Origin of the sequence: Mucilaginibacter jinjuensis (genome assembly GCF_028596025.1) — a bacterium.
In the GTDB taxonomy this organism is placed as follows: Bacteria; Bacteroidota; Bacteroidia; order Sphingobacteriales; family Sphingobacteriaceae; genus Mucilaginibacter; species Mucilaginibacter jinjuensis.
Genome location: NZ_CP117167.1, coordinates 4,901,264 through 4,927,970, shown reverse-complemented (window position 1 = coordinate 4,927,970; position 26,707 = coordinate 4,901,264). Strand labels below are relative to the sequence as shown.

Annotated in this window: 21 protein-coding genes; 9 read left to right on the top strand and 12 right to left on the bottom strand. The window is 42.8% G+C overall.

All coding sequences use genetic code 11. From position 1 onward, the window contains the following. Positions 1-216: 216 nt before the first annotated feature. Complete coding sequence (locus PQO05_RS21205) at positions 217-1,275, bottom strand: class I fructose-bisphosphate aldolase (RefSeq protein ID WP_273629452.1); 1,059 nt, start codon at positions 1,273-1,275, stop codon at positions 217-219. A gap of 197 nt (positions 1,276-1,472) precedes the next feature. Here PQO05_RS21205 and PQO05_RS21200 point away from each other — a divergent pair, with 197 nt between their 5' ends. Beyond that, positions 1,473-1,943 carry a DoxX family protein gene (locus PQO05_RS21200; protein ID WP_273629451.1) on the top strand — a complete coding sequence of 157 codons (471 nt, stop codon included), beginning with the start codon at positions 1,473-1,475 and terminating at the stop codon, positions 1,941-1,943. 147 nt (positions 1,944-2,090) lie between these two features. Here the strand turns inward: PQO05_RS21200 and PQO05_RS21195 are convergent, their stop codons facing one another. Both PQO05_RS21195 and PQO05_RS21190 read right to left on the bottom strand, forming a co-directional pair. Beyond that, a complete protein-coding gene (locus PQO05_RS21195; RefSeq protein ID WP_273629450.1) occupies positions 2,091-3,407 on the bottom strand; it encodes a M16 family metallopeptidase in 1,317 nt (438 codons plus the stop codon). 144 nt (positions 3,408-3,551) lie between these two features. After that, a complete protein-coding gene (locus tag PQO05_RS21190; protein ID WP_273629449.1) occupies positions 3,552-4,880 on the bottom strand; it encodes a M16 family metallopeptidase in 1,329 nt (442 codons plus the stop codon). A gap of 237 nt (positions 4,881-5,117) precedes the next feature. Here PQO05_RS21190 and PQO05_RS21185 point away from each other — a divergent pair, with 237 nt between their 5' ends. After that, on the top strand, positions 5,118-5,957 hold the full coding sequence (locus tag PQO05_RS21185; RefSeq protein ID WP_273629448.1) for a sulfite exporter TauE/SafE family protein: 840 nt from the start codon (positions 5,118-5,120) through the stop codon (positions 5,955-5,957). A gap of 2 nt (positions 5,958-5,959) precedes the next feature. Next, complete coding sequence (locus PQO05_RS21180) at positions 5,960-6,346, top strand: DUF1634 domain-containing protein (RefSeq protein ID WP_273629447.1); 387 nt, start codon at positions 5,960-5,962, stop codon at positions 6,344-6,346. A gap of 136 nt (positions 6,347-6,482) precedes the next feature. Here the strand turns inward: PQO05_RS21180 and PQO05_RS21175 are convergent, their stop codons facing one another. After that, complete coding sequence (locus PQO05_RS21175; RefSeq protein WP_273629446.1) at positions 6,483-8,942, bottom strand: outer membrane beta-barrel protein; 2,460 nt, start codon at positions 8,940-8,942, stop codon at positions 6,483-6,485. Between the two features lie 209 nt (positions 8,943-9,151). Here PQO05_RS21175 and PQO05_RS21170 point away from each other — a divergent pair, with 209 nt between their 5' ends. Then, positions 9,152-10,459: a serine aminopeptidase domain-containing protein gene (locus PQO05_RS21170; RefSeq protein WP_273629445.1), complete on the top strand. Its 1,308-nt coding sequence runs from the start codon at positions 9,152-9,154 to the stop codon at positions 10,457-10,459. A gap of 167 nt (positions 10,460-10,626) precedes the next feature. On the opposite strand, the gene PQO05_RS21165 is transcribed toward PQO05_RS21170, so the two are convergent. After that, positions 10,627-11,100, bottom strand: coding sequence for a DinB family protein (locus PQO05_RS21165; RefSeq protein ID WP_273629444.1), 474 nt, complete (start codon positions 11,098-11,100; stop codon positions 10,627-10,629). 139 nt (positions 11,101-11,239) lie between these two features. Between PQO05_RS21165 and PQO05_RS21160 the strand changes: the two genes are divergently transcribed. From PQO05_RS21160 to PQO05_RS21150, 3 genes are all read left to right on the top strand, one after another. Then, complete coding sequence (locus PQO05_RS21160) at positions 11,240-12,994, top strand: DUF885 domain-containing protein (RefSeq protein WP_273629443.1); 1,755 nt, start codon at positions 11,240-11,242, stop codon at positions 12,992-12,994. A gap of 493 nt (positions 12,995-13,487) precedes the next feature. Next, on the top strand, positions 13,488-14,135 hold the full coding sequence (locus tag PQO05_RS21155) for a CatB-related O-acetyltransferase (RefSeq protein ID WP_273629442.1): 648 nt from the start codon (positions 13,488-13,490) through the stop codon (positions 14,133-14,135). A gap of 252 nt (positions 14,136-14,387) precedes the next feature. Then, positions 14,388-14,564, top strand: coding sequence for a DUF6496 domain-containing protein (locus tag PQO05_RS21150; RefSeq protein ID WP_273629441.1), 177 nt, complete (start codon positions 14,388-14,390; stop codon positions 14,562-14,564). Between the two features lie 40 nt (positions 14,565-14,604). Here the strand turns inward: PQO05_RS21150 and PQO05_RS21145 are convergent, their stop codons facing one another. The 6 genes from PQO05_RS21145 to ligA all read right to left on the bottom strand — a co-directional run bounded on the left by PQO05_RS21145 (position 14,605) and on the right by ligA (position 22,451). Beyond that, a complete protein-coding gene (locus PQO05_RS21145) occupies positions 14,605-15,120 on the bottom strand; it encodes a hypothetical protein (protein ID WP_273629440.1) in 516 nt (171 codons plus the stop codon). A gap of 18 nt (positions 15,121-15,138) precedes the next feature. Then, positions 15,139-15,654 carry a DUF2911 domain-containing protein gene (locus PQO05_RS21140; RefSeq protein WP_273629439.1) on the bottom strand — a complete coding sequence of 172 codons (516 nt, stop codon included), beginning with the start codon at positions 15,652-15,654 and terminating at the stop codon, positions 15,139-15,141. A 21-nt stretch (positions 15,655-15,675) separates the two neighbouring features. Continuing rightward, positions 15,676-16,650, bottom strand: a complete 975-nt coding sequence (locus PQO05_RS21135) for a Gfo/Idh/MocA family protein (protein WP_273629438.1) — start codon at positions 16,648-16,650, stop codon at positions 15,676-15,678. A gap of 6 nt (positions 16,651-16,656) precedes the next feature. After that, positions 16,657-17,646 carry an L-glyceraldehyde 3-phosphate reductase gene (gene mgrA, locus PQO05_RS21130; RefSeq protein WP_273629437.1) on the bottom strand — a complete coding sequence of 330 codons (990 nt, stop codon included), beginning with the start codon at positions 17,644-17,646 and terminating at the stop codon, positions 16,657-16,659. A gap of 36 nt (positions 17,647-17,682) precedes the next feature. Next, on the bottom strand, positions 17,683-20,160 hold the full coding sequence (locus PQO05_RS21125; protein WP_273629436.1) for a DUF5686 and carboxypeptidase regulatory-like domain-containing protein: 2,478 nt from the start codon (positions 20,158-20,160) through the stop codon (positions 17,683-17,685). 278 nt (positions 20,161-20,438) lie between these two features. Continuing rightward, on the bottom strand, positions 20,439-22,451 hold the full coding sequence (ligA, locus tag PQO05_RS21120; protein WP_273629435.1) for an NAD-dependent DNA ligase LigA: 2,013 nt from the start codon (positions 22,449-22,451) through the stop codon (positions 20,439-20,441). Positions 22,452-22,586: 135 nt separating this feature from the next. Here ligA and PQO05_RS21115 point away from each other — a divergent pair, with 135 nt between their 5' ends. Then, positions 22,587-23,681, top strand: coding sequence for an AI-2E family transporter (locus tag PQO05_RS21115; RefSeq protein WP_273629434.1), 1,095 nt, complete (start codon positions 22,587-22,589; stop codon positions 23,679-23,681). A gap of 552 nt (positions 23,682-24,233) precedes the next feature. Next, positions 24,234-25,181 (top strand): MBL fold metallo-hydrolase, encoded by a 948-nt coding sequence (locus PQO05_RS21110; RefSeq protein WP_273629433.1) that lies wholly within the window; start codon positions 24,234-24,236, stop codon positions 25,179-25,181. A 270-nt stretch (positions 25,182-25,451) separates the two neighbouring features. On the opposite strand, the gene PQO05_RS21105 is transcribed toward PQO05_RS21110, so the two are convergent. Further along, positions 25,452-26,618, bottom strand: a complete 1,167-nt coding sequence (locus PQO05_RS21105) for an MFS transporter (protein WP_273629432.1) — start codon at positions 26,616-26,618, stop codon at positions 25,452-25,454. Positions 26,619-26,707 lie beyond the last annotated feature (89 nt).

Sequence of the window (26,707 nt, the reverse complement as noted above, 5' to 3'; positions counted from 1 at the left end):
AATCTGGAGTAAGGTTTCACCTAACGTAAGCTGAAAGCTTACAATAGACAAGTCACAAGTTACGCTGCGCTAAACTTGCGACAGCGTATGATAGATAAAAGATTTTGGGATAAAAGACGAAGGATAAGATGAATAGTAATATCCTCCGTTTGTCCTTCGTCCCAAAGTCTTTTATCCTGGGACTGCTACTGCCACTTTGCTACTGCTACCTAAATATTAAGCCAGCCCTATCTCTTTCTCTAGATATACATCCTGTATCGTATGCAAGAAGTCTACCCCTTCAGCAAACGGGCGTTGGAAAGAGCGGCGACCCAGGATCAAACCCGAACCACCGGCGCGTTTGTTGATTACGGCATTTTTTACAGAATCGGCCAGGTCTGATGCGCCTTTTGATTCACCACCTGAATTAATCAAGCCTGCGCGGCCCATGTAGCAATTGGCTACCTGGTAACGGCACATATCAATCGGGTTGTCGGTAACCAGTTCGCTGTACATTAGCGGGTCTGTTTTAGAGAAACCGATGGTGGTAAAACCTCCGTTTACATCTGGCATTTTTTGTTTAATAATATCGGCTTGTATGGTTACGCCAATGTGGTTGGCCTGGGCGGTAATATCCGTTGCGGTTTCGTAATTAACGCCGTCTTTTTTGAAGGCATTGTTACGGGTATAGCACCATAAAACGGTAGGGAGGCCTAACTGGTGGGCACGTTCAAAGGCTTTGGCTACTTCCACAATCTGGCGGTCTGATTCTTCAGAACCAAAATATATCGTAGCACCAACAGCAGCTGCACCCAGGTTCCAGGCATCATCTACCGAACCGAACATAATCTGATCGTACTTGGTAGGGTAGGTGAGCAATTCGTTGTGATTAAGCTTCACCAGGAATGGTATTTTATGGGCATACTTGCGTGCCACACTGGCCAGGTTGCCAAATGTGGTAGCCACGGCGTTCGAGCCTGCTTCGAGCGCCAGTTTGATAATATTTTCGGGGTCGAAGTACATCGGGTTTTTGGCAAACGATGCACCAGCGGTATGCTCGATGCCCTGATCAACCGGGAGTATCGACAAATAGCCTGTGCCTCCTAAGCGACCGTGATTATAAATGGCGGCCAGATTGCGCAGCACCTGCGGGTTGCGGTTAGTGTTTAAGAATACGTTATCGATAAAATCGGGTGAGGGGGCGTGTAATAAATCCTTAGAAAAAGTTTTGCATTCGTGGTTTAAAAGCGAATCTGCGTCTTTGCCTAAAAGCTCAGTAATTTTTTGGTACGACATAGCGATGTTTTATTAAGGGTATGATGATATGATTAACCACTTTACAGTGTATAAATCTTTTATATCAAACTTACACATAACAACAGGCTGAGGCTATTTTTTGTTGAAAAAAGTTTAGTGGAAATGTGCAGGAAAACAACAGATTAACTACATTTATGTTAACCAATTGTAAATTATTTACCCCTAACGCTTTTTACATGAAACCACTCATTGTTTTGGTGTCTGTTTTTGCATTATCAATGCTTTTTAGTTACGCATTTCATCAGCGTGAAGATTTGTATTTCAGCGGTCGGCTGGCTTTGTGCGTAATGCTGTTGTTTACCTCAATAGCACACTTTGTTTTTATAAAAGGTATGATACTGATGGTGCCTCCTTTTATCCCAAATCCACTAAAAAAACTCATTATATTAATTACCGGTATTATTGAAATTGCAGGTGCAGCCGGTATCATGATCTACGAAACCCGTGTAACAGCAGGTTATCTACTGGTGATATTTCTAATCGCTATGCTACCCGCCAACGTTTATGCAACCCAACGCCGCGTAAATATGGAGGAGGGCGACTTTAGCGGCCCGGGGATATACTATCTTATTTTCCGTATCCCGATGCAGTTATTCCTTATCGTGTGGACTTATTATTTCGCTATCATACATCCGTTCCCTTTTTAACAAATGCAGATAGTCCCTCTCTTGGGAGATAGAGGGAGGTTTTGTAATTGCTTTGCATGGGAGTGACCCCTCCCTGCCATTACACAAGTAGCCGCACCCCTCCCCCAAGGAGAGAGGTTGAAAAGCTGTCTACTCTGGATTAAAGCATTAATGCACTTGGGTGCTAAAGGCATCTTCGGCTTTTTTTGCCAGTTCGGGATCGCCAATATACGTCCAGCGGAGGCCGCCGATGTATTTGAGCATGGCAGCGTTAATCTGGTCTACAGTGATAGCGTTAATCATGGCAGGTAGTTTATCAGCGTACTCCCATCCACCATTAATTTCGGCCGAACCGAGGTTGGCAGTAATTGCACCTGAGCCCTGCTCTTTTATGTAGTTGGAGGTGATAAAGCTACCTTTAAGATATTTAAGTCCTTCGTCTGATATGCCCAGCTCTTTCAGGCGGCTCAGGGTACGATCTGTTGCCTCAATGGCTTCTTTAGGGCTGTTGGTACTTACATGGATAATGCCATACGACATGAGTTGCGATACGGCATAAGCACCAGGATCATAAGACAAATTTAGTTTAGTGCGAAGCTCATTAAACAGCGTGCCACCAAAGGCCGAAATACCCATGCGGTAAGCCAGAAACTCGGGGCTATTTACTGGTGGTGCGTTAAATGCCGCGCTTATGTAGTTGGTAGCCAGTGCACGGCTTTCTACATAAACCTTATTTTCTTTCCAAACCGGTGCCTGGCGAACGGGCGGGGTGTAAGGTTTTGCCGGCAGCGAAGTGAAAGAAGCTTTGATCTTTTCCTCAATTTGCTGGCGGGTAATATTACCGGCTACCACAATAAACATGCGGTTTTTATTGAGCAGGTTGTAGTAATATTCTTTCAGATCAGTGCTGCTTAGTGCGGTTAGGCTTTGTTCTGTACCATCCGGGTCGGTGGCGTAAGGTGTGCCTGCAAAGGCGGTTTGCACCTGCAAATCGTCGAGGTGCTGGTCGGGGTCGCTTTGCTGGCCGTTAATGACGGTGATCTGCTTGCTTTTTAACAATTGTACTTCGGCATTATCAAACACGGGGTTATTAATGGCTTCGGCAAAAAGATCCCAGCTTTGGTTAAAGTATTTGGCCACGCAGTCGATGCCGATGTTACCATAATCGTAAGTTGATGAACCGCCTATGGATACACCAAACTCATCGGCCAGATCTCGAAATTTATCGGCATTATATTTCTTGGTACCGCATTCGGTAGCGGCTTTAAGCGCCAGGCTTTCTATCCCTGCCATCGTGCCGGGGTAGTTGTATACCCCGCCGCGGAAATACATCCGAACGCTGATTACCTCTTTAACAGTAGGTTTAAAAATTACCTTTAACCCATTCACCATAAAAGAAGTGGTGGTATTGGTTGGCAAGGTTTGGGCTATGCTTATGCTATAGATAAAGCATAGTGTGAATATGGTGGTTATGAGTTTCTTCATTGATCAGAATTTACTGAATTTGGGAATTATCAGAATTATTTGTTTTGAACCAGAGTGAGTTCTCGGTCTCGATTCTTGACTCTCGATTCCTGATTCCTCTAAATTTCCTGTCTTGATTCCTGTCTCTTGTCTCTTGCTTCTCAATTATTTTGCTTTAAAAAATGTTTCCGGCGCAACTTGTTGTTCCATGGCAGGATTAATTAACAGGCCTGCACAGTAGGGTTTGTTGATGATGTATTTGCGTACATAAGCCCGCAGATCGTCCTTCGTCATTTTTTTAAGGTTGTCGTTATAAGTATTAAAATAATCGATGGATGCCGATGCCCACCAGAATGAGAGCACCTGGGTAAAATCGCTGGTTACTTCTGCTTCGCGGATCTGTTTAATTTCTAGCTTGCGCTTAGCAGTTTCCAGTTGTTCGTCGGTAACGTAATCGGGCGTATCCCAAAGTGAGATCTGGTGCTTGATCTCTGCAAAGCATTCGGCCACTTTGGTAGGGTTGGGTACTACGGTTAATGTAATGGGCCCGGTATGCCTCAGCGTTAAATAACTGAAATCTACATTCAGCGCTAGTCCGGATTGGATGAGCGCTTTACTTAGTTTCGACGAGTTTTGATCGAGGATATAAGAGAACACATCGGCTGCATAAGTTGATGGTATATCGGTACGAGTATCTGGCCCAAACCAGGCCATCTGGATAAATGGCACATTAGTGAGGTTCGATTTCACCACGAAATAATCAACTTTAGTTAATGGCTTAAACTCCGGGATCGGCCATTTTTTGAATGGATCGAAGGCAGAGGGTTGCCAGCTGCCAAACAGGGCTTCAACCTCACTAAATACCGCGTCATGTTTTACATCACCGGCGATAGTGAGCATGGCGTTGTTAGGATAATAATATTTATTCTTGATCGAATCCATCAAAGCCGGTGTAGCCGAGCGGATCACGTTATGATCGCCGGTTGGGTTTTTACGGCTGTATAGCTTGCCCCACATTTTATGGTCCATGCTATCAATCAAAGCAAAAGCCGGGGTCGATTCATGGCGTTGAAATTCGTCATCAACCACGATGTTTTCCTTTGCCATTTCTTCGGGGTTGAATAACGGGTAACGGATAGATGAGTTCATCAGCTCCAGTCCCGGTTTTAAATTGGCGCTGGGCAGGGTAAAGTAGTAGTTCACATTTTCGTAAGTGGTAGAGCCATTAAAGTCGATCCCCAACTCGCTGATGCGGTTCATAAACTCTTCCTGCGAAGGGTAGTCTTTATTGGCCTTAAAAAACATGTGCTCGTACAGATGGCTCAGTCCGTTAAACTGCGGTGTTTCGGTAAATGAACCATTTTTGCAGGTAATCATTACCGTTGCAAGGGGTACGCTATTGTCTTCAATCACTAGTACATCCAAACCGTTAGGCAGTTTGCGTAAAAACATATTAGCAGGCAGCTTGCTTTGAGCGAATAGCCTGCAACTCATCAGGCAAAATAATATAAAAAGGCAGTGCTTAATTCTCATACAATGTTATAAACGGTTAAAGTAGCTATTTGTATTTAATTATCTACAGATAGATAAAAAAGCCAAGCTTCCTTCGACAAATATTGTTTTTATACAACGCAGCCATTTTGTGTTTAATATTAAGATTAACGTTACATTAAAAACCAGAGAGCTAAAAAAGTATTTGCTAATTTAGCGGGCTCAATACTGCTGCTTTACATGTCGGTACTCGTTTTAACATTAATTATACTGGTAGGTTCTTATTTCGCCGGCTTGTTAGGTTCACTAACCGGCCTGGGTGGCGGCGTAGTGATTATCCCTTTACTCACTATCGGTCTGGGTGTAAATATTCATTATGCCATTGGGGCATCGCTGGTATCGGTTATTGCTACTTCATCGGGTTCGGCAGCGGCGTATGTTAAAGAGGGGATTACCAATATGCGTATCGGCATGTTCCTCGAGATCGCCACTACCACAGGAGCTTTAATAGGTGCTATGCTTTCATTACTGATCCATGCGCCGGTTATTGCAGTAATATTTGGGGTGATACTCATCTTTTCGGCCATCATGTCGCTTCGTAAAAAAGATACTACTGTTTTACAGACTGAAAGCCATTGGGCGCAAAAACTTAAACTGAACGGAAGCTATCCCACTGCCGATGGCGAAGTGGTTAAATATGGCATACGCAACGTAGGTGGTGGTTTTGTGATGATGCTGTTTGCCGGCATTATATCGGGCTTACTGGGTATCGGATCGGGCTCGCTAAAGGTGGTAGCTATGGATAGCATAATGCGCGTACCGTTTAAAGTATCAACCACCACCAGTAATTTTATGATTGGGGTTACAGCGGCGGCAAGTGCGGTGGTTTACCTGCAACGTGGATACATAGACCCGGCATTGGCTATGCCTGTGGTTATCGGGGTTTTACTGGGCGCTTTAACAGGTTCTAAAATATTGGTAAACTCCAATTCATCCGGCTGGTTGCGCTGGGTATTTGCGGTTATTGTAACCATACTGGCCGGACAAATGATTTATAACGGTTTAAGCGGAAAGATATAACAATGGCAAATACAAAATTTAAAGATACCGACATGCAGGCCATTATTGGCTGGGTATTACGCGCCGGCGTTTTTGTATCGATGCTTGTTGTTTTTATCGGCGGGGTAATTTACCTGAGCCGCCACAGCAGCGAACACATAGATTACCACGAGTTTAAAGGAGTACCCGATTTTGTGCACACATTGCCCGGAATTTTTCATGGTATTTTAGATGGTCGCGGGCGCGCTATTATACAAGCAGGTATTATTTTGCTGATTGCCACCCCGGTACTGCGGATCATATTTTCGGCAATAGGGTTTATGATCGAGAAAGATTACCTCTATGTAGGTATTACTTTGCTGGTATTGCTAATTATTATTTCGGCTATGCTAACCGGGCACGGAGGGTAGTTCAGCGTTATTAAGATAACGAATTTAATATCGAACACAGAATGTCCACTATTGAATAGTGAAGGAAAACTTCGATGTTGGAAATTCAAAATTCATTATTCGATATTGTTAATCTTTAACTTACCCACATTGGGGGTTAATTACCGCCACCGCCAGACATTCTTTTCACTTCATCGCTATTACCTGTGGTATGTTTACGAGCGCCTTTAACAGTACGCTTACCAAAATTATAAACAAAGCTTAGGTTTATAATCCGCGTTTCCTTTTTATCGTACGAGGTAATATCCAGGTTTCTGTACATGGTTTGGTAGCGGTCTTTATAGGTGTTAAAAAGATCAGAAACGCTTAAATTGATAGTTGCCGCTTTATTTAATACTTGTTTACTGATGCCGGGGTTCATGATAAACACCGGTTTATTGTATGAAAGACCATAAAATACGCTCGACTCGTAATGGGTATTTAAAGTGGCGGAGATAGTTTTGCCGATCGTAAAATTCTGATCAAGGTCAAGGATCAGATCTTTCGACCATTTATTTAAGTAGCCCTGGTAATCTATAAACTGGTAATAAGAAAAATCGGGATTGAAATTAATATCCCACCATTTTGTTAATCTCAGCGGCAAGGCGAGCTTAACGCCGTAATCGTTCACTCTTTTAAGGTTACGTTTGGTTGTTACTAAAACCTTGGTAGCATCATTTTGTGAGAAATAGCTGAATTCAAAAAAGTCGCTCACGGTAGAGGCGTACAGCGAAACAAGGTAGTTTGATTTGCCGGCATACGACAGCTGAAAATAATCGACAAATGCCGGGCGCAGATACGCATTTCCAGTACGGTAGTTGTAATTGTCCTGGTAACTTACAGTGGGGTTAAGGCTTTCATAAGCAGGCTGTTCGGTACGGTGGTTATAAATAAAGCTAAGCTGCTGTGAGCTGCCTATATTATAATCAAGCTGTACAGAAGGGTAAAAGGCAGTAGTATCCCGCTTAACATCATGTAACATGGTTGGGGTATTGGCATCAGATACCAAATGTTCAACCCTTAAGCCAATGGTATAGTTAAACTTTTTGCTGCTGCCGGTATAATTTACATAAGCTGTAGTTTTTTTCTCGGTGTAATTAAATTGGCTGGTAAACATAGGTACCGGCTCGTATACATTGTTAATAAGCGCGGCAAAGGTTTGGGTATTATCGCTTTTTACATAGCTGGCCTTTAAGCCGGCTTCCAGTTTGCTCGTTTTAGTAATGGGCGTACTGTAATCAACCTTTATCGATTCATTAATAAGACGGGTTGGGGCATAATTATGCAGTGTATCATTATCATAGGCTGGCCCTTTGAGGAAAACTTGCGTAGGTGAGGATGTTGGGTTGCCACGGCTTACAATATTCTCATTAGACTGACGGTTTAGGATAGACAGATCTGCATCGGCGCTAAGCATTTGCTTGGTATGCCCAATGGCACCGGCATAATTAAGGTTATAGCTAATAAAATCTCTTTTACGCTTAAGGTTTGATAATGTGGTAATGGTAGAATCGGCTGCACCATTAACAGACATGTAAGTGTTGGTTTGCTTATCAAACTTGCTGGTCTCGGCCGATCCCTTTATTAAGAACCCAATGGTGTGCGTAGGATTGATAAAATAATCCGCCCCGGCACGATAATCTAAAGAGGGGGTGCTTTGTGTACTGTAATAACGGGTATCAAACGTGGTAACATCGCCTGCATTAACATTGCGCAGGTTATTTATAGTATGATCTGTTTTAACATATTTATAACCAATGCCCCCAAAAACGTTTAATTGTTGCGATCGGTAATTGCCATTAAATGTAGTGCCGCCTTTGCCAAAGTTGCCATAACCGGCATTGGCTGTTACGTTGCCATTAAAACCGATGTTTTTACCCTTTTTTAAGATGATGTTAATGATGCCGCCCGAGCCCGAAGCATCGTATTTGGCCGATGGGTTTTGGATCAGTTCTACCTGGTCTACATCGGCAGTTGGTAAGCTTTGCAAGTAAGAGGTAAGGTCATCACCCTCCAGGCGTAATTGTTTACCATTAACAAATATGGCAGCCCTTAGCCCGGCACGTAAAAAAATATCGCCGTTGTTGTTAGTTTTAATGCCGGGGGCCGTAGTGAGTATATTAAAAACAGAGGAACCCCTTGCCAGGATGCTTCTGTCTAAATTTAAAACAGTTTTATCGGGTTTAACCTCGTAGTATTTACGTTTTTCGGTTATTACAACTTCATTGAGGTTAACCGTAGCAGGCTGCATCTTAATAGAATCAATAATAATAATGCGCCCTGCACTAACTACGTAAGGCCCGCTGAATATTTTATGATACCCGGTTTTAGTGATCTGAAGTAAATACTTATCGGGCTTAATACTATTAAATACAAAAACTCCGTTTCTATCGCTTAAAGTTGTCTGCATGCTTACAGAGTCGCGGTAACGTATCAATACTATAGTGGCAGCTTCGGCGGCCGCATAACTTTCGTTGATTATTTTACCTTGCAGGCCGGAAATCTTAGTTTGCGCATAAGTGTAACGAACAATACTGACAAAAAGGACTAATAAAAGACAGGTAAACGTTTTTTTCATTCAAAAACTCAGTATCGTGTGGTTTAGACCGACTAATTTAAAAACTTATTGATAAGTTTTTTGCGTAGTATGATATTTTTACGTTTTAATACTATTTTGGTTACAAATTATTTGAACACAGGCTCTGTTTTAAAAATTGATAAGACACTTAGTTTGCATCCCTAATATTGATGAAGATAATTAACTTCGCCCTTAATCTAAGTATACGAATGAAGAAATTGCTTTTTGTATTTATTGTGATAGCAGTAAATGCGTACGCCCAGTCAGAACCCAAGAACTATAAAGTTGCGATTACACGTTTTCAGCAGTATTACAACCTCAATCAGCCCGATAGCATATTCAGTATGTTCTCGCCAGAGGTGCGCGTATCTTTGCCCGAAGAAAAAAATCAGGTAATGATCAACCAGTTGCAATCGCAATTGGGCAGGCTGCAGCAAATATCATTCGTAAGTTTTGATCAGGGTGTGGCTACCTACAAGGTAAACTTTACCAAATCTATCATGGCTATGAAAGTTAGCCTGAATGATAAAGACCAGATGGGGGGCTTGCTTTTTGATAATTACACCAGCCCCTCTGATGCTGCCAAAGCTGCAGAAGCACTTAAACGTTTAAATGTTGACCCTGCATTGGGCGAATCAACCTACTCTGTAAAAGGTTTTTCGGGCAGTTTGGTTGGTACTTTAACCATGCCTGCAAATGCCAGCGGTAAGGTACCTGTTGTACTTATTGTTGGTGCATCGGGCTATACAGATCGTAACGGCAATAATGTTAAACAGAATATTAACGCCAATAGCTACAAAGAACTGACCGTGGCTTTAGGCAAAAGCGGTATTGCCAGTTTAAGGTACGATAAACGCATGGTAGGCGAAAGTGTAAGTTCGACCAAAGAAGATCAGCTGCATATTGAAGATTATATTGAAGATGCAATGGCGCTGATTAATAAACTGCATGATGATCCGCGGTTTTCTAAAGTAATTGTATTAGGCCATGGCGAAGGCTCGTTAGTGGGTATGATTGCCTGTGAAGAAACGCCCGCAGGTGCTTATATTTCTGTAGAAGGCGCCAGCCAGCCGGCATACCTGGTATTGAAAGAGCAGGCAAAAAGGTTACCTGATTATATCTCTACCCGTTTTGGCAATGCGGTTGATAGCTTAGCCCGCAGAGGTAAAGTACAGCAGGAGATTGATGCCTCGCTATATCCATACATCCGCCCAAGCATCCAACCTTTTCTGTTAACCTGGATGCGTTATGCGCCAATTAAAGAATTTAAAAAGCTGAAAATACCTGTACTGATTGTACAAGGCAGTACAGACCTGCAGGTAAAAGCTGATGAAGGCTATAATTTTAAGAAAGCCAAAAGTGAGGCGATTTTGTTAAATATCCCCAACATGAACTATGTTTTAAAAGATGCCCCGGCAGATAAAGATAAAAATATGGAAACCTACACCCAACCAGATTTACCGATAAAACCAGAACTGGTTACCGGAGTGGTTGATTTTATTAATAAGCTGAAGTAAAGAAGCATCTTCTGGATAGATACTAATTGCCTCGTAGGGTTAAGCTTCTACGAGGCAATTTCGTTTAACAATATCGAATAATGAATATTGAATTCCCAACATCGAAGGCATTCATTATTCAATATTGGAAATTCATTATTCGATATTAAATCTTCTTAGTTTAATGATCACTTCCACGCATTCAGCAACCTGCGGATAATAATAATCTCGCTGATATGGTAGCTGGTATGATCGGCCAATTGTAGGGCCTCGCGTAAAATGCTCTGGCCATCGCCATGTGGCAATTCCTGATATATATCGTCCTTTTTAAGCAGATTGATGAAGTTTTCCAGGTCAAGATCAATTTGCTGTATGGTGTTTTTCCATGCCGTTTCATCGGCAGGGGCTGCTTCTTTAGGCCAGTATTCGTCCGGCCATTTTGGGGATTGATGGTTAGGATCCCGGCTAAACTCCAGCATATCCCATTGGGTAATGCGGATGTGCTCAACCAGCTGCCAGATGCTGTAGGGTAAATTATTTGGCCTTTCGCCACGTAATTCGGCAGGTAAATCTTTTAGTGCATCTTTTAATGAGGCATGGGCGCTGCCGCCGCGCAACAGTTTAACCAGCTCATCAATTAATATATGATGTTGTTTGTCCATTGTTTTTTAATTTTAGGTTTAACAAATTTCTTGCATATTAGTTGGGTTATAATTGTAAAGCTGTTTTTACATAGCGGTACTGATTATAAATATTTGGCGTAATTGCTTAAGTTTATCCTGATTTTAAACCCCTACCCAAGTGATAAAAAAGTCAATTTTAATAGCGGCAATTGCACTATCGTTTTTTACAGCCTGTAAAAAGGATGGAGGCGTTGCCCCTCAATTTCAAAAAGATAGTACTGCCTTTGTAGCCTATGAAGACCGTTTTCTGGAAGAATTATGGAAACATCAACCAGATTGGGCTACGCAAACCGGCTACCATAAATACGATAGTATTTTAATTGTACCCAATGCCGATAGCCGCGATAAACTGTTAAAATTCACCCGTAAGCAACTCGATTCGCTTGGTAATTTTGAGCAGAATGTTTTAACGGATAACAATAAAATTGACTACCACCTGATAGAAAACCAGATGCAGTACACCCAATGGCAACTGCAGCAAGAGAAAGCTTACGAGTGGGATCCATCATCATATAATGTAATCGGTGCGTTTGCATTTATTTTAAACGAGAAGTACGAGCCTTTAGATCACCGCCTGCGCAGCTTTTACATGAAGATGGCCAACATACCGGCCTATTATAAAGAAGCAGAAAAGCAGCTTAAAAACCCGGTTACAGAACTAACCGATCTGGCTATTGAGCAGCATAACGGTGGTGTATCGGTTTTTGAAAGTGATTTTGCCGATTCGTTAAAGAAAACCAATATCCCGCAGCCCGAGAAGCAAAAGATGCTGGAGAGGGCCAAGCAATCGGCTGATGCCATTAAAGGTTATGCCGCCTGGTTGAAAAGTATGAAGAACGACAAACCACGCAGTTTCCGTTTGGGTAAGGAGTTGTATCAGGATAAATTTAAATACGAAATCCAATCTGCGAGTACACCTCAGCAGGTTTTCAACGCGGCAATGGAGCGTAAAAAGTATCTGCACCGCGATATGGCTAAATACAGCAAGCAGCTATGGCCTAAATATTTCGGTAAGGCAGCTATGCCAACAGATACTTTGGAGCTGATCGGTAAGATGATCGATACGCTATCATCTAAACATGTGCAGCCTGATGAATTCCAGTCGGCAATTTCGGCACAGATCCCTAAGCTTACTGCTTTTGTGAAGAGTAAGGATCTGCTGTTTATTGACCCTACCAAACCATTAGTTGTGCGCAAAGAACCTGGTTATATGGCAGGTGTTGCCGGTGCATCGGTAAGTTCGCCCGGTCCGTATGATAAAACAGGTAACACCTATTTTAATGTGGGCAGCCTGAGCGGCTGGCCTGCGGCAAAAGCCGAGAGCTACCTGCGTGAGTACAACCAGTACATTTTGCAGATCCTGTGTATTCATGAAGCTATCCCCGGCCATTATACGCAGTTGGTTTATGCCAATAAAGCGCCGAGCATGATCAAATCTATCCTTGGCAATGGCGCCATGATTGAAGGCTGGGCAGTATACACAGAGCAAATGATGCTCGAAAACGGTTACGGTAATAACGAGCCCGAAATGTGGCTGATGTGGGATAAATGGAACTTACGCTCGGTTTGCAATACCATTGTTGACTATAGCGTACACACCGGCACCATGACCAAGGAGCAGGTAGTTAAACTGCTTACCCACGAGGCCTTCCAACAACAAGCCGAAGCCGATAATAAATGGAAACGTGTAAGCGTAACCAGCGTACAACTCACCAGTTACTACAGCGGCTACAAAGAGATCATCGACCTGCGCGAATCTTACAAAAAGAAAATGGCCGAAAAATACAAGCTCAAAGATTTCAACGAAAAATTCCTGAGCTATGGAAGCGCCCCGGTTAAATATATTAGTGAGTTGATGCTGAAAAAGAAATAGCTTCACTTAGAGGCAAGAGGCCAGAAACAAGAGCCAAGACCTGCTTACTTGTTCTCCCTGCGCGTCATTGCGAGGTACGAAGCAATTCCCTCCCGATAGCTCTCGGGACTACAGAGCCGCTCTGTAAAGTTCGCGATTGTTTCGTAACGCAATGACGTTTTTTTATATTCATGTGCCCTTTTTTGTCATTGCGAGCGATAGCGTGGCAATCTCGTCGCCAATGCTTGTTCGATCTGTATACTACGAGATTGCCACGTCGTTACACTCCTCGCAATGACAAAATTTATTTTCGGTCTAGATTCCTGACTCCTGATTTAATAAAAATCCCTATCTTCGTAACGCCTTACAACATAAGGCATTACTCCAATGGTAATATAATTGGCCTGTCGGCAATAGCTTTATTATCCGCTTAGGTTAGGGATTACAGGTCGCTACAAACCCTCGTTGTATACTGTTTTAAACAGCTTATTCATTTAATCTTTTACTATTATTTATGACACAGCACGGTCCTGACGTGGCAGTGGTGCATCCATTGGCTACTTATAAAAATTTAGTTTTCCTTAAAAATATTATCACCCGCCCCAATATTGTGGTAGGCGATTACACTTATTACGATGATCACAACGATCCATACAATTTCGAAAAAAACGTGCTCTATCACTTCGATTTCCTGGGCGATAAACTGGTAATCGGAAGGTTTTGCGCCATTGCATCTGGCGTTAAGTTTATTATGAATGGTGCCAATCACGAAGTGAAACCCATCTCTACCTATCCCTTCGCCATATTTGGCAATGGCTGGGAAAAGATCAATGAAGGTGTAGATCATCACAATAAATATCCCTTTAAAGGCGATACCGTCATCCGCAACGATGTTTGGATAGGATATGAAGCCGCCATTATGCCCGGCGTTAAAATTGGCAATGGTGCTATAATCGCCACCAAAGCTGTAGTCACCAAAGATGTGCCCGACTATGCCATTGTAGGCGGCAACCCGGCGCAAATTATCCGCATGCGGTTTGATGATGATACCATTACCCGGCTACTAAAAATTGCCTGGTGGGATTGGAGCGCGGAGAAGATCAGCGAAAATATTAAGTTGATTAACTCGGGAGATGTGGAGGAGCTGGAGCTTATAAGATAGAGGCAAGAGCCAAGAAACAAGAACCGAGATAACTCCTCTCAGTACGTTATTCCGAGGTACGAAGCAAGTCCTGACAAATTAGTGCTGCAGGGCCTGTCACACTGAGGCTGTCGCGCGTAGAGGCCACTACACCATGCTTCGAGTGCCTCAGCATGACAGCCCTTTTTTGTCTCTTGCCTCTCGTTTCTTGCCTCTAATCTTTGGCCTGTCTTTTGCTTAATAATTAACATATCTATTTAAAACATTAATATCATGGCAAAGTATTCAGAAAAAGCGCAGGAGAAGGTTGGAGAAACCATGCACGAAATGAAAGAAGGAAAGCTAAAAAGCGGCAGCGGTAAAAAGGTTACCAGTAAAAAGCAGGCTGTGGCTATCGGCCTTTCAGAAGCGCGTAAAGAAGGGGCGAAGGTTCCTAAAAAGAAATCATAAAAAAGAAAGGCTCCCAGTTACTGGGAGCCTTTCTTTTTAGTTATAATGCCGACTTTTCGTACTCATTTTTCACCCAATCTTCCAGTTCGTTGGTTTTGTCGAGTTTTATCAGTCGTTCTATATCAAAATCTTTAGTATGGGTTGGTTCGGCCTTGTATTTGGCAATAAGGGCCTTAATAGCAACCAGGTTAGCATCATCTTTATTATACACCGGGTGCTGTATTGCGTATTTGGCATAAGCACCCATAAATATGGCCAGCAGCTTATTGTTATTATCGGTAAGGCTCATTAACATGGGCATCAGCTCAATGGTAACGGTTGGCGTATCTTGTATCCACTTAAATAAAAAATCGGTGGCAGCACGGCGCTTAGGGGCTTCCTGGCTCCACGGTGTTTCCTGCAGCCAGTCCACAGTGGCAATAACATCCTGCTCATGGCTTACAAAATCGGCCTGACTAACCATCTTATAACCTACCGGCACGGCATAGTTTTGCGCCTTAACGGTTGCACCCATTAATAACAGTAAAACAAAAATAAGCGTGCCAAGCCTCTGCATACTAACGTGTTGTGTATTTTATTTAACTACAAAAGAAACCTTTTTATCGCCCCAAACAAAAGAAACTTTACCAGATGCATCAATTATAAACTTTAAACGCTCGGTAAAAGCATCTGCTTTGCCGGTTTTTACCGTTACACGCATTACATCGGCCGACTCGGTATACTGAGTGCCAGACTGCATTGCGATCTTGTTAATAATAATAACCCACTCTTTTTCGCCAGGGATGGTATACAAGCTGTACTTACCCGCCGGTAAAGCTTTGCCTTCTAAAGTTACATTTTTATTGAAAGAAATGGTAGTGGCTTCGTTAGCACCTGTACGCCACACTTTACCGTAAGGCGCAATATCTGTACCAATGGTACGGCCTTTGACTGCGGGCTGGCTGTAGGCTACTTCAATAGCTACACCGTTTTTGGTAGTCGCCTTTACAGTATCAGCAGGGCTTGGACGTGGTGTTGCTGTTTGTGCCGATGCATTAAATGCAGTTAAGCTGCTAACGGTTAATAAAGCGAATAGAATTAATTTTTTCATGGTTGATTTTTAGGTAGATTATTAATTTTTAGTAAACGAGTCTATAATTTCCATCAGCGTAACGGCCTCTTCAATACTACAAGGGTTTTCGCGCTCGCCGTTAAAGTAGGCTACAATATTTGCTATGTGTGGCTGCTGGATGTGCTGCGGATGGGTAAACGTTACGGTATCTTTGCCGGCTTCATTCTCCAATGTTACGGTATTGCCGAAAAATGGGAAGGTTATTTTGCCTTTGGTGCCCACAATTTCGCAGGTATCGGTAACCTGGCTTTTGGCCACGTTAAAGCACCAGGATCCGTTAACCACGATGCCATTCTCGAATAAGATCTCCCCACAAACATGATCATCTGCCGGGTACTTTTTGGTTTGGTTGAGCGAGTAGCCATGTGATGCCTTTGGCTTGCCGAAATAGTATAGCACCAAGTCTAACTGGTGCGGGGCGAGGTCGTGAAAATAGCCACCGCCTGATAGTTCCGGGTGTACGCGCCAGTGGGTATCTGTCTTGGCAATCATCTCGGCATTCTCGGTTTTCCACATCCTGATCTGTACCGTGCGGATTTCGCCTACGGCCTTATCTTCAATCAGTTTTTTTACGTGCAGAAACATAGGTAATGCCCGGCGATAATGTGCCACAGTTAGCTTAGCCTTACTTTTGGCCACTGCATCGGCTATTTGGCGGGCTTCGTCAGCGTTGCGGGTTACGGGCTTTTCTATGTACATATTAAAGCCTCGCTCCAGTCCGCGTACAGCATATTCCAGATGCTGAAGCGGGGGAGTAGCTACATAAAGTGCATCCAATCCTGCTTCGTCCATCATCTTCTCAGCATCATCAAACCATTGTTCAACACCGTGGCGGTGGGCATAATCGGCAGCCTTAACCGCATCCCTGCGCATTACGGCTGCCAATTTGCTGTTAGGTACTTTGTTAAAGGCAGGGCCGCTCTTAACCTCAGTTACGTTGCCGCAACCGATAATTCCCCACTTAATTTGTTTCATGAAGTCTTATTTTAAGATGGCTTCGATCTTCGCTAATTCCTCATCGCTAAATTTGGTGTTATCCAAACATTTCAATGAATCGGCCAGTTGCTCTGGTTTGCTTGCACCAATTAATACCGAAGTAACGCGCGGATCTTTTAGCAACCATGATAATGCCATTTGCGCCAAAGTTTGATTCCGTTGTAATGCAATCTCATTCAACGCACTGATTTGTTTAATACGCTCTGGCGTAACCTGACTGGTTTGCAGGAAACCTGTTGATTTTGCTGCGCGAGAATCTTCCGGAATACCGTGCAGGTATTTATTAGTTAATAAACCCTGTGCCAGTGGCGAGAATGGGATACAGCCTACGCCGTCTTTCTCCAGCACATCCAGCAGTCCGCCTTCAACCCAACGCTCAAACATCGAGTATTTAGGTTGATGGATTAAACAAGGCGTGCCTAATTGTTTTAATATATCTATAGCTTTTTGAGCCTCATCAGCAGGATAGTTAGAGATACCTACATATAATGCTTTACCCTGACGAACGATAAGGTCTAATGCCGACATGGTTTCTTCTAGCGGGGTTTCAGGATCCGGGCGGTGGTGGTAGAAAATATCTACATAATCCAGATCCATACGTTTCAGGCTTTGGTCTAAGCTGGCTACCAGGTATTTTTTAGAACCCCAGTCGCCATAAGGGCCATCCCACATGGTATAACCGGCTTTGCTCGAGATGATCATCTCATCGCGGTATCCACGGAAATCATCTTTCAATAATTTACCGAAATTTTCTTCGGCCGAACCCGGAGGCGGGCCGTAGTTATTAGCTAAATCAAAGTGGGTAATGCCACTATCAAAAGCCAGGTGCAGCGTTTTGCGGAAGTGCTCCAGAACGTCTACATGGCCAAAGTTGTGCCATAGGCCCAGTGATACTGCAGGCAGTTTAATGCCACTTTTACCGCAACGGCGGTATTCCATATTCTTGTAACGATCAACCGATGGTAGGTAGGTCATGATGTATTGGTTTTTTATGACGCTAATTTATAATTTTTAGCGGGAACCCGGACGCTCTGGTAGTATAATAGCCAAACGTACACCAGAATTTAAACGACGGTCATCTTTAAATGACATGGCATACTGTAACCTAAGGTTAAGATACTGCACACCCGCCGCGCCCTCATAATAATTATGAACTGTTGGGTTGGCCAAAAAATTAAAATTTACAATTTCCTGCAATTTTAACTTGCGGATAAACGGGATGTTATTGAGGAAATAACCGTGAAAGTTTTGTTCGTAATGGGCTTCAAAATATTTATCAGGCGTGCTGTAATCGTACATATTTAATAAAATGAAACGATTGGTACTCACGCGGTACGCAAACCCATCGGTACCCAAAAACTGGGCATAATCGGTATAGTACAATTGTTTGGCATTTAAAAACTTGCCAACTCCTAAATAAAAGGCCGCCTTACCGAATTTGCCCGTGTTTAATTCTTCTTTGCTTAAACTAAGCGACAGCAGGTCGTAATCAACGTCAGAACTAAAAACATTTTTAATCCCTTTAGTATAGCTCAATTCCAGTTTAGGATATTCGGATGGTAAATAATACCGACCGCTTGGGTAGGTTACGTACTTATTGCTGAAATCGTAACTGGTTTTAATGTTAAGGGTAAGCGACTGGTTTTCCGGGAACAAAGGCTGATCAACATCCGGCGTGTAAGGGTTGTTGGATGTAAATGCTTTATCCCTATGTCCAAAACTATAAAATGCTGTATTTGGCAGCCATTTGCGGTTAGCATATTCGGTTGATATGCTTCCGCGCCAGCCATCAATGATGCGGCCTGATAAGGATGCCTGGCCAAACTGTTTTTCGTATAGTTTTTTAAGGTTTCGCCTGTTAAATAAAGTAGTGAAAGTGTTATTCAAAGCATCAATAGGATCGAGGTAGTTGAGATCATAAATACCCGTACCACCACTAAGGCCGAGATTAAACTGACCTACCGGAATAGTGGCGTTGGCATTGACATGAAACAATCGATCGGCAAAGCCATAACGCACATGGCCACCCAGTCGAAGGTATTTATTGGTAGTTGAGTCTATCTGTTTAACATAGCTTGCACCATAATTAACCGCCAAGCCTTCTACCGTATTGTATTGAAACGACGGGATAATGGGATCGAGAAACAGGTATTCCTTATCATAGCGGTTGCGGTGCAGCATGCCGGTAAATAAAACTTTGCCTGGTGTTAGTTTATTAAATACCCTGTCGAGTGAATCGAGGTAGGGTTTTGATTCGCGTTTGGCAGCGAGAATGGCTTTCTTCTGGTAGTCGTTGGTTTCTTCTAAGGTGAGCGGCACCGGCCTTTCCTGTTGCCAATAGGTCGAATCCTTTTTGTTTACACCTTTGGGCACACGCAGTACTTCGGCAAATTGTTTTTTATCGAGGGTAGGGTTGATGTCGTAATTACTATAAACAGCAATAAAATAACCGCCGAACTTAAAGCCCAAAAAGCCGCCAATAAACTCGAACTTAACAGAAGCCGGCATCCACACCTTGCTGTTAACAGGCATGTATTGCTCTCTTACCTTAAGGGTATCAACAATATTAAGGTTGGCGCTTTTATTAATTTCGATATCGAAACTGTGGATACGCCAGCTATCTTCCACAATATAAATTACGCCGTTAAATACCGGTTCGAAAGCATGTTTAGGGATGAGCTGAATTTTATCGACAGTTTCGCCATTCTCTACAATGCTGCCCAGTAGTTTATAATTGTAAAAGTTAAGCGCGTTATCGGCAATGGGCGATATGAGCGGGCGGTTACTCAGCTGGTCCCAGTACTGGAAATTCTCATAAAGGTTTACCTTAATATCTGATGCCCGGTTAAAGCTGAAAGCCCGGTTACTGCCCGATACTTTTGATGAGATCATTTCCTCATGCATCTGGTCGGGCTTCATGAAACTTAATTTTGATTGTGATTCTGAGAGATACACAATACCTCGACGGTTAGAATCGAGCCCGATTTCACGACCGATCTGATTAATATCCTGACCCATAAATTTCTTGGGGGCAGCCAGTAGCTTCTGTAAACCTTTCAGGTACACATCGGCACTATAGGCATCAACTTCATTTAAATAAGTTTTACGTTTACGGATAGCCTTGCGGATGATACTATAGGCAGGATCTTCGCCACCTGCACGCACAATTACATCGTTTAGCTGGTACGATGCGATGGATAGTTTAATATCTAAACTTGTATTGCCGCTAACTGTAACTTTTTTTATTTCCTGCTGATAACCTACGGCTTTAAATAACAATTCGTGTGGGCCTGCCGCAATATTAATACTATAAGCACCATCGCCATTGGCCGATGTACCCTTGGTTGTATTACGAATTAAGACACTGGCGAAGGGGACGGGCTTACCTGCATCATCGGTTATTGTACCGCTAACGGTAAATTGCTGTGCCCATGCAGCCCTGCAAATAAAAAATAATAATAAGATTGAAAGAGCAGATTTTTTAAGCATACACAGGTGTTGTGCTTAAAGATGTAAAAAATCTGTTAGAATGGGGTGTTAAATTGTGTTAATGAGATTTTGAAGAGGCGTTGCAAACGCCAGGAAGTTTTAAGCACGCGTTGCAAACGCGCGCAAGTTGGATCTTTTGCCCAAAGAACGTCATTGCGAGGTACGAAGCAATCGCGAACTATACAGAGCCACTCTGTAAGTCGGGGATTGCTTCGTACCTCGCAATGACGGTATATTTAAATTAAAATCCGAAATCGAAAATCCGACTTCCGAAATCCTTAAATCATCCCCAGCAACTCCTCATCACTAATAATCGGAATGTTGAGTTTATTGGCTTTCTCCAGTTTAGCCGGGCCCATATTGTCGCCAGCTACCAGATAGTTCAATTTAGCTGAAATACTGCTTAAAATTTTACCGCCGTTTTGCTCGATAATATCCTTCAACTCATCGCGCGAGTATTTTTCGAATACGCCCGAGATGATGAACGATTTACCACTGAGGCTTTCGCTTGCCAGTACTACTTCTTTTTCTTCGGATACAAATTGTAAGCCCTGGCTTTGCAGTTTGGCAATTTCTTCCCGGTGCTTTTCACCGCCAAAGTATTCGATGAGGCTTTGGGCTATTCGTTCGCCAATTTCATCAACAGCAACCAGTTCTTCCAGGGAAGCAGCCATCAGCCTGTCGATGGTTTTAAAGTAAGCTACCAGTTTTTTAGCAACAGTTTCGCCGATGTAACGGATACCCAGGCCGAACAGCACTTTCTCAAAGGGCATCTGTTTAGATTTCTCGATACCATCCAGCATATTTCGGATTGATTTTTCGCCGAAGCGGTCCATCGTTTTCAGCTCATCATATTTATTATGCAATTCGTAAATATCGCTGATGTGTTTGATATAGCCTTTTTGATAAAGCGTTTCGATGGTTTCATCACCCAAGCCATCAATATTCATGGCTCTACGGCCTACGTAATGCTGCATTTTGCTCACAATCTGCGGTGGGCAGCCTTCATCATTAGGGCAGTAGAAAGCCGCTTCGCCTTCCTTGCGCTCCAACAAAGTACCGCAGGCAGGGCAGTGGGTTACGTATTCAATAGCCGGGGCATCGGGCTTGCGCTTTGCCGGATTTACGCTGATGATCTTCGGGATAATTTCACCACCTTTTTCAACGTAAACAGAATCGCCCTCGTGCAGATCGAGTAATAAAATCTGATTTGCATTATGCAGTGTAGCACGTTTTACTGTTGTGCCTGCCAGCTGCACCGGTTTTAAATTAGCAACAGGAGTGACTGCGCCGGTGCGACCAACGTTGTAAACCACACTTTCAAGTACAGTTTCAACCTGTTCGGCTTTGTATTTATAGGCAATGGCCCAGCGGGGTACTTTGGCGGTAAACCCAAGCTCTTCCTGCTGGTTGTAGTTGTTTACTTTAATAACGATACCATCTATATCGAAAGAAAGATCGAAACGTTTTTCTTCCCAGTAATTAATAAAATCAAGTACTTCTGATATGTTACCACACAGCTTACTATGCTCGCTCACATGGAAACCCCAGCTTTTGGCGGCTTGCAGGCTTTCCCAGTGGGTTTTAAATAAAACTTTCTCGGTGTATAGGAAATACAGGAAACAATCGAGCGGACGCTTGGCTACCTCGCCCGAGTCCTGCAGTTTCATCGTGCCGGATGCAAAGTTGCGCGGGTTGGCATAAGGCACTTCTCCGGCTTCAATACGCTCATCATTTAAACGCTCAAAGGCTTTGCGGTGCATAAATACCTCGCCACGGATCTCGAACATGTCGGGGTAATCGCCAGCTCCCAGTTTTTTAGGTATGCTGTGGATGGTTTTTACATTAGTAGTCACCTCGTCGCCTTCCACACCATTGCCACGGGTTACCGCACGCACCAGTTTACCATGCTCATAAGTAATACTCATGGATAAGCCATCGAACTTCAGCTCGCACACATATTCGAAGTTATCGCCAATAGCTTTTTTAATCCGCTGATCGAAATCCAGCAATTCCTGCTCATTATAGGTATTACCCAGAGAGAGCATGGGCCATCGGTGCCTAACTGTTTTAAACTCTTTGGTGATTTCGCCGCCGATTAATTGTGTGGGCGAATCGGGTTCCAAAAACTCGGGGAATTGTTTTTCCAATTCAGCTAAATGCTCCAGCTTTTTATCAAAATCATAATCTGATATAGTGGGCTGGGCCAGAACGTAATAGTTATAAGTGTGCTGCCTTAACTCGGCAGTTAATGCATCAATTTGTTGTTTTGCTTGCTGTGCGGCTGACATAGAACGAAGATAGTAATAGTTACAAATACATTACCAAACAAACATTAACCATGTTTGCCTGCGAAACATAAAAGCCAAGTTGATGTTAAAAACACTATATTTAATAATTAGAAACACCCGGCCAATAGCTTAATTATGATTACAAAACTACCTACCATGCCTTTTTATGCCAAACTTGCGCTTACCTTAATTGGCATTATTTCGCTTGGCTACCTCATTATTATCGGGAAAGAGATTTTGGACCCGCTAATGTTTGGGTTTTTGTTTGCTATATTACTATTGCCATTATCTAATTTTCTGGAAAACAAGCTCCGCCTGCCGCGAAGCGCAGGTGCCTTTATATCTATTTTGATTATGATTGCTGCTATTGGCGGCATTTGTTACCTGATAGGTACACGTATATCCAGCCTGGCTGATGACTGGCCAATGCTGAAAAAGCAAATAGACCAATCAACCGGGGATATCCAGCAGTGGATAGAATCTACATTTCACTTAAATGTAGATAAGCAGATGGTTTATGTGCATAATACCACAAAAAAAATCATGTCATCGGGCACAGAGGTTATAGGGGCTACCTTTTTATCGGTATCATCGCTCATGTTGTTTTTTGCGTTCATTATCATCTTTACTTTTCTGCTGCTCATATATCGCAGGCTATTATTGCAGTTTGTGTTAAAGGCCTTTGGTAAAAAGCACACAGCATTGGTTCATGATATTGCAGAAAACATTCAATCTATTTTACGGCAGTACATCGTTGGGCTTTTGTTAGAGATGCTGGTGGTATCATGTATTGCATGTGCTTTATTTTGGGTTATTGGCATTAAATACGCCGCTTTGCTGGGTATTATAACCGGGCTGTTTAACATTATACCTTACATAGGTATTTTTACTGCTTTATTACTAAGTACCATTATCACCTTTGCTACTGGCGCCATGAGTAAAGCTTTGTTTGTAGCTGTAGGCGTAATAGTTATACATGCTGTTGATGCCAACTTTTTGCTACCGGTAATTGTAGGTTCAAAGGTGAGGCTAAATGCACTGATTACTTTCCTGGGGATATTGATTGGTGAAATGTTGTGGGGCCTTTCGGGCATGTTCCTGTCAATTCCAACTATTGCCATCCTTAAAATCATTTTTGATCGTATTGAAGATCTTAAGCCCTGGGGTTATTTATTAGGGGGCGATTACGAGTTTAAGAAATCGGAACAAAAGAAAATGAAAACCGAGTAAATTTTAATTTACCCTTTGATTAATTCGACCGAACTTTAGTTAAGTATTATTAATTTAAAGTTAATGAATATTTGTTTTGTAACTTTCTTGTTACTAATCGATTTCTTAACATCAAAAAATGCGTTTAAGACGTATAAAGCACTAATTTTATAGTATAATTTAATATATAATATTAAAGTAGTGCCCTGATTAATTTAATACGCCCAGCTGTTTATTCAGTTGGAATCTGCCTTTACCCGCCTGGCAAAACTTTAGTATTCCATTTTTTAAAAATAAGCATGATTGCTCAAATGAATGTGACCCCAATTCAACAAAGGCAAACGTATCATACTTGCAAAAAGTGTAAGCATATCTTGCACTTAAGAGTCCCTCGCGGGCCGCTTGTAAAGGTATTTTTGTTTTGGTTGCCGTTAAAAAAATACTTTTGCACCAATTGCCTCAGAAACAGGTATATTGTTGTAAAAAACCGTTAATGCAGTTATAAATGTACTGTTATTTAATATACGTGTAATTTAGTTTTTTCTAAATTGCGGTACTTAATACAAATAGTGCATGATTAATATCAGATACGTTATTACCCTGTTTTTTTGTTTCGCTGTAATGTCGGCCAATGCCCAGCATAATTTTAAATTGGTGCCGCTTGGTGTTTTAGGCGGTGCCGACGAAAGCAACCTCTCGGCCTATATGTTAGCGCCCCAGGGTTCTGATCATTATATATGCCTCGATGCCGGTACACTGCGTGCAGGCATTAACAAAGCTGTGGCCAATAAAGTATTTAATGTGCCCGCAGAGCATGTTTTAAGGCAATATATTAAAGGCTATTTTATTTCGCACTCGCACCTCGACCATGTATCAGGCTTGATACTGAACTCGCCGGATGACAGCACGAAGAGCATTTACGGTTTTGCTGATTGCCTGAAAACCCTCGAAACCCATTACTTTACCTGGACCAGCTGGGCCAATTTTGCCGATGCCGGCGAAGCCCCTGCGCTTAAAAAATACCATTACGAGGTATTAACCCCAGGCGAAGAAATGCCGATCAAAAACACCGAAATGACGGTAAAGGCTTTTCCGCTAAGCCACTCTAATTTAATAAGTACAGCCTTTTTGGTAAAAAGCCAAAACAGCTATGTTTTATACCTGGGAGATACCGGCCCCGATGCCATTGAGAAAAGCACCAACATGCACAAACTTTGGGAAGCGATAGCCCCGCTGATTAAAAATAAAAGCTTAAAAGCGATTATGATCGAAACCTCATTTCCGGATGAGCAGCCGGATAAATCACTCTTCGGTCACTTCACTCCAAAATGGTTAATGAGCGAATTTACAGAGCTGGAAACACTCACAGGAGCAGGTGAATTGAAAGGCTTCAACGTTATTATTACCCACCTTAAACTACCGCAAACCAATATCGTTAAAATTAAGCAACAGTTAAATGCGGAGAATAAATTACAACTGCATTTAATTTATCCGAAACAGGGTGAAGCGATCTCTTTATAAGAGAATCGGGAATTGAGAGTCAAGAATCGGGATATAAACACAAAATTTGTCATTGCGAGGAACGGCCTGTCCCGAATTTACTTCGGGGAAGCAATCTCGTCGCCAATAGTTATTGGATCTCATGCAGTCGCTCGGCTCTTGCCGAGTGACTAATATTTTGCGGCCTCTGGCCGACATTAGTAAAAAATTAGATTAATAAAGGCCGGGGCCCCATTGATAGTCGTCACTCGGCAAGAGCCGAGCGACTGCATTTACTTTTTTAAACTTACCTTACTCCACCTTCGCCTTAGTAGCCAATATCACCACACAGGTCCCCATCAGTGCAATAAATGTAAACGAAACCCTTAACGTAAATGCGCCTGCCAGAAAACCAATAACCGGTGGGCCAACTAAAAAGCCTACAAAGCTAATAGTTGATACCGCAGCAATAGCCGCACCTGGTGACATGGTTTTAGACCGCCCTGCTGCACTATAAACCATCGGCACTACTGATGATACGCCGAAACCAACCAGTAAAAAGCCACCGATTGCAGTATACAGGGTTGGGAATAACACGGCAATCATTAATCCGGTTGCAGTCAGTGTACCGCTAATTTGCAAGGTTCTTTTCAGGCCGAAACGAGCTGAAAACCAATCGGCAATAAAACGGCCGGTAGCCATGGTGCACATAAAGGCGGTATAGCCTGCGGCTATCCAGGCTTTTTCGGCCAGTACAATTTTCTTGAAATAGATCACGCTCCAGTCGAACATGGCACCCTCGCAAATCATGGAGCAGAAAGCTATGAGGCCGAGTTTAATTAATGATTTATCGGGGATCACAAAAGCCGGTCCGCTGCTGGTGTGGTCGTTGCGATCATTGTGCAGGTATTGCAAGCAGAATAATACCACTATGACCGTCATCGCACAAATAAGCATGAAGTGATACATCGGCTGGATGTTTTTACCAATCATAAAGGTGCCGATACCCGCACCCGTAAAACCAGCCAAACTCCACAAACCGTGGAAGGAAGCCATGATGGGCTTGGTATACAATTTTTCGGTAGCTACGGCCTGTGTATTTACAGCAATATTGGTGGCATTGCTGGCAAAACCGAATGCTACAAGGCACATAATAAGTTGGTAAACATGTGTTACAGAACCAAGGCTAACCAGCAATATGCTATACGTAATAATAGCGATAGTGAGTAGTATGCGGCTGCCAATTTTATTAACCGCCCAGCCCGAAAATGGAAGCGATAGCATTAAACCCACAGGCAAAGCAAACAATACACCGCCAAGTGCAGCATCAGATAAATTGAGTTTTTGCTGAATAGTGGCAATGCGCGAAGCCCAGCTGGCAAAGCATAAACCCGCCATAAAAAACATAGCCCCAACCGCTGCCCTTAATACCGCCGGGCGAAGCGCTGTTGATTTTAACTCAATTTGTTCTGTTGTCATTTTATATCCCTGTTTGTAACCCGCCGCAAAAATACATTTAAAGTTTTATGTGTCCGAATAACACTTTGAGATAAATGCCTGTTGCGGAG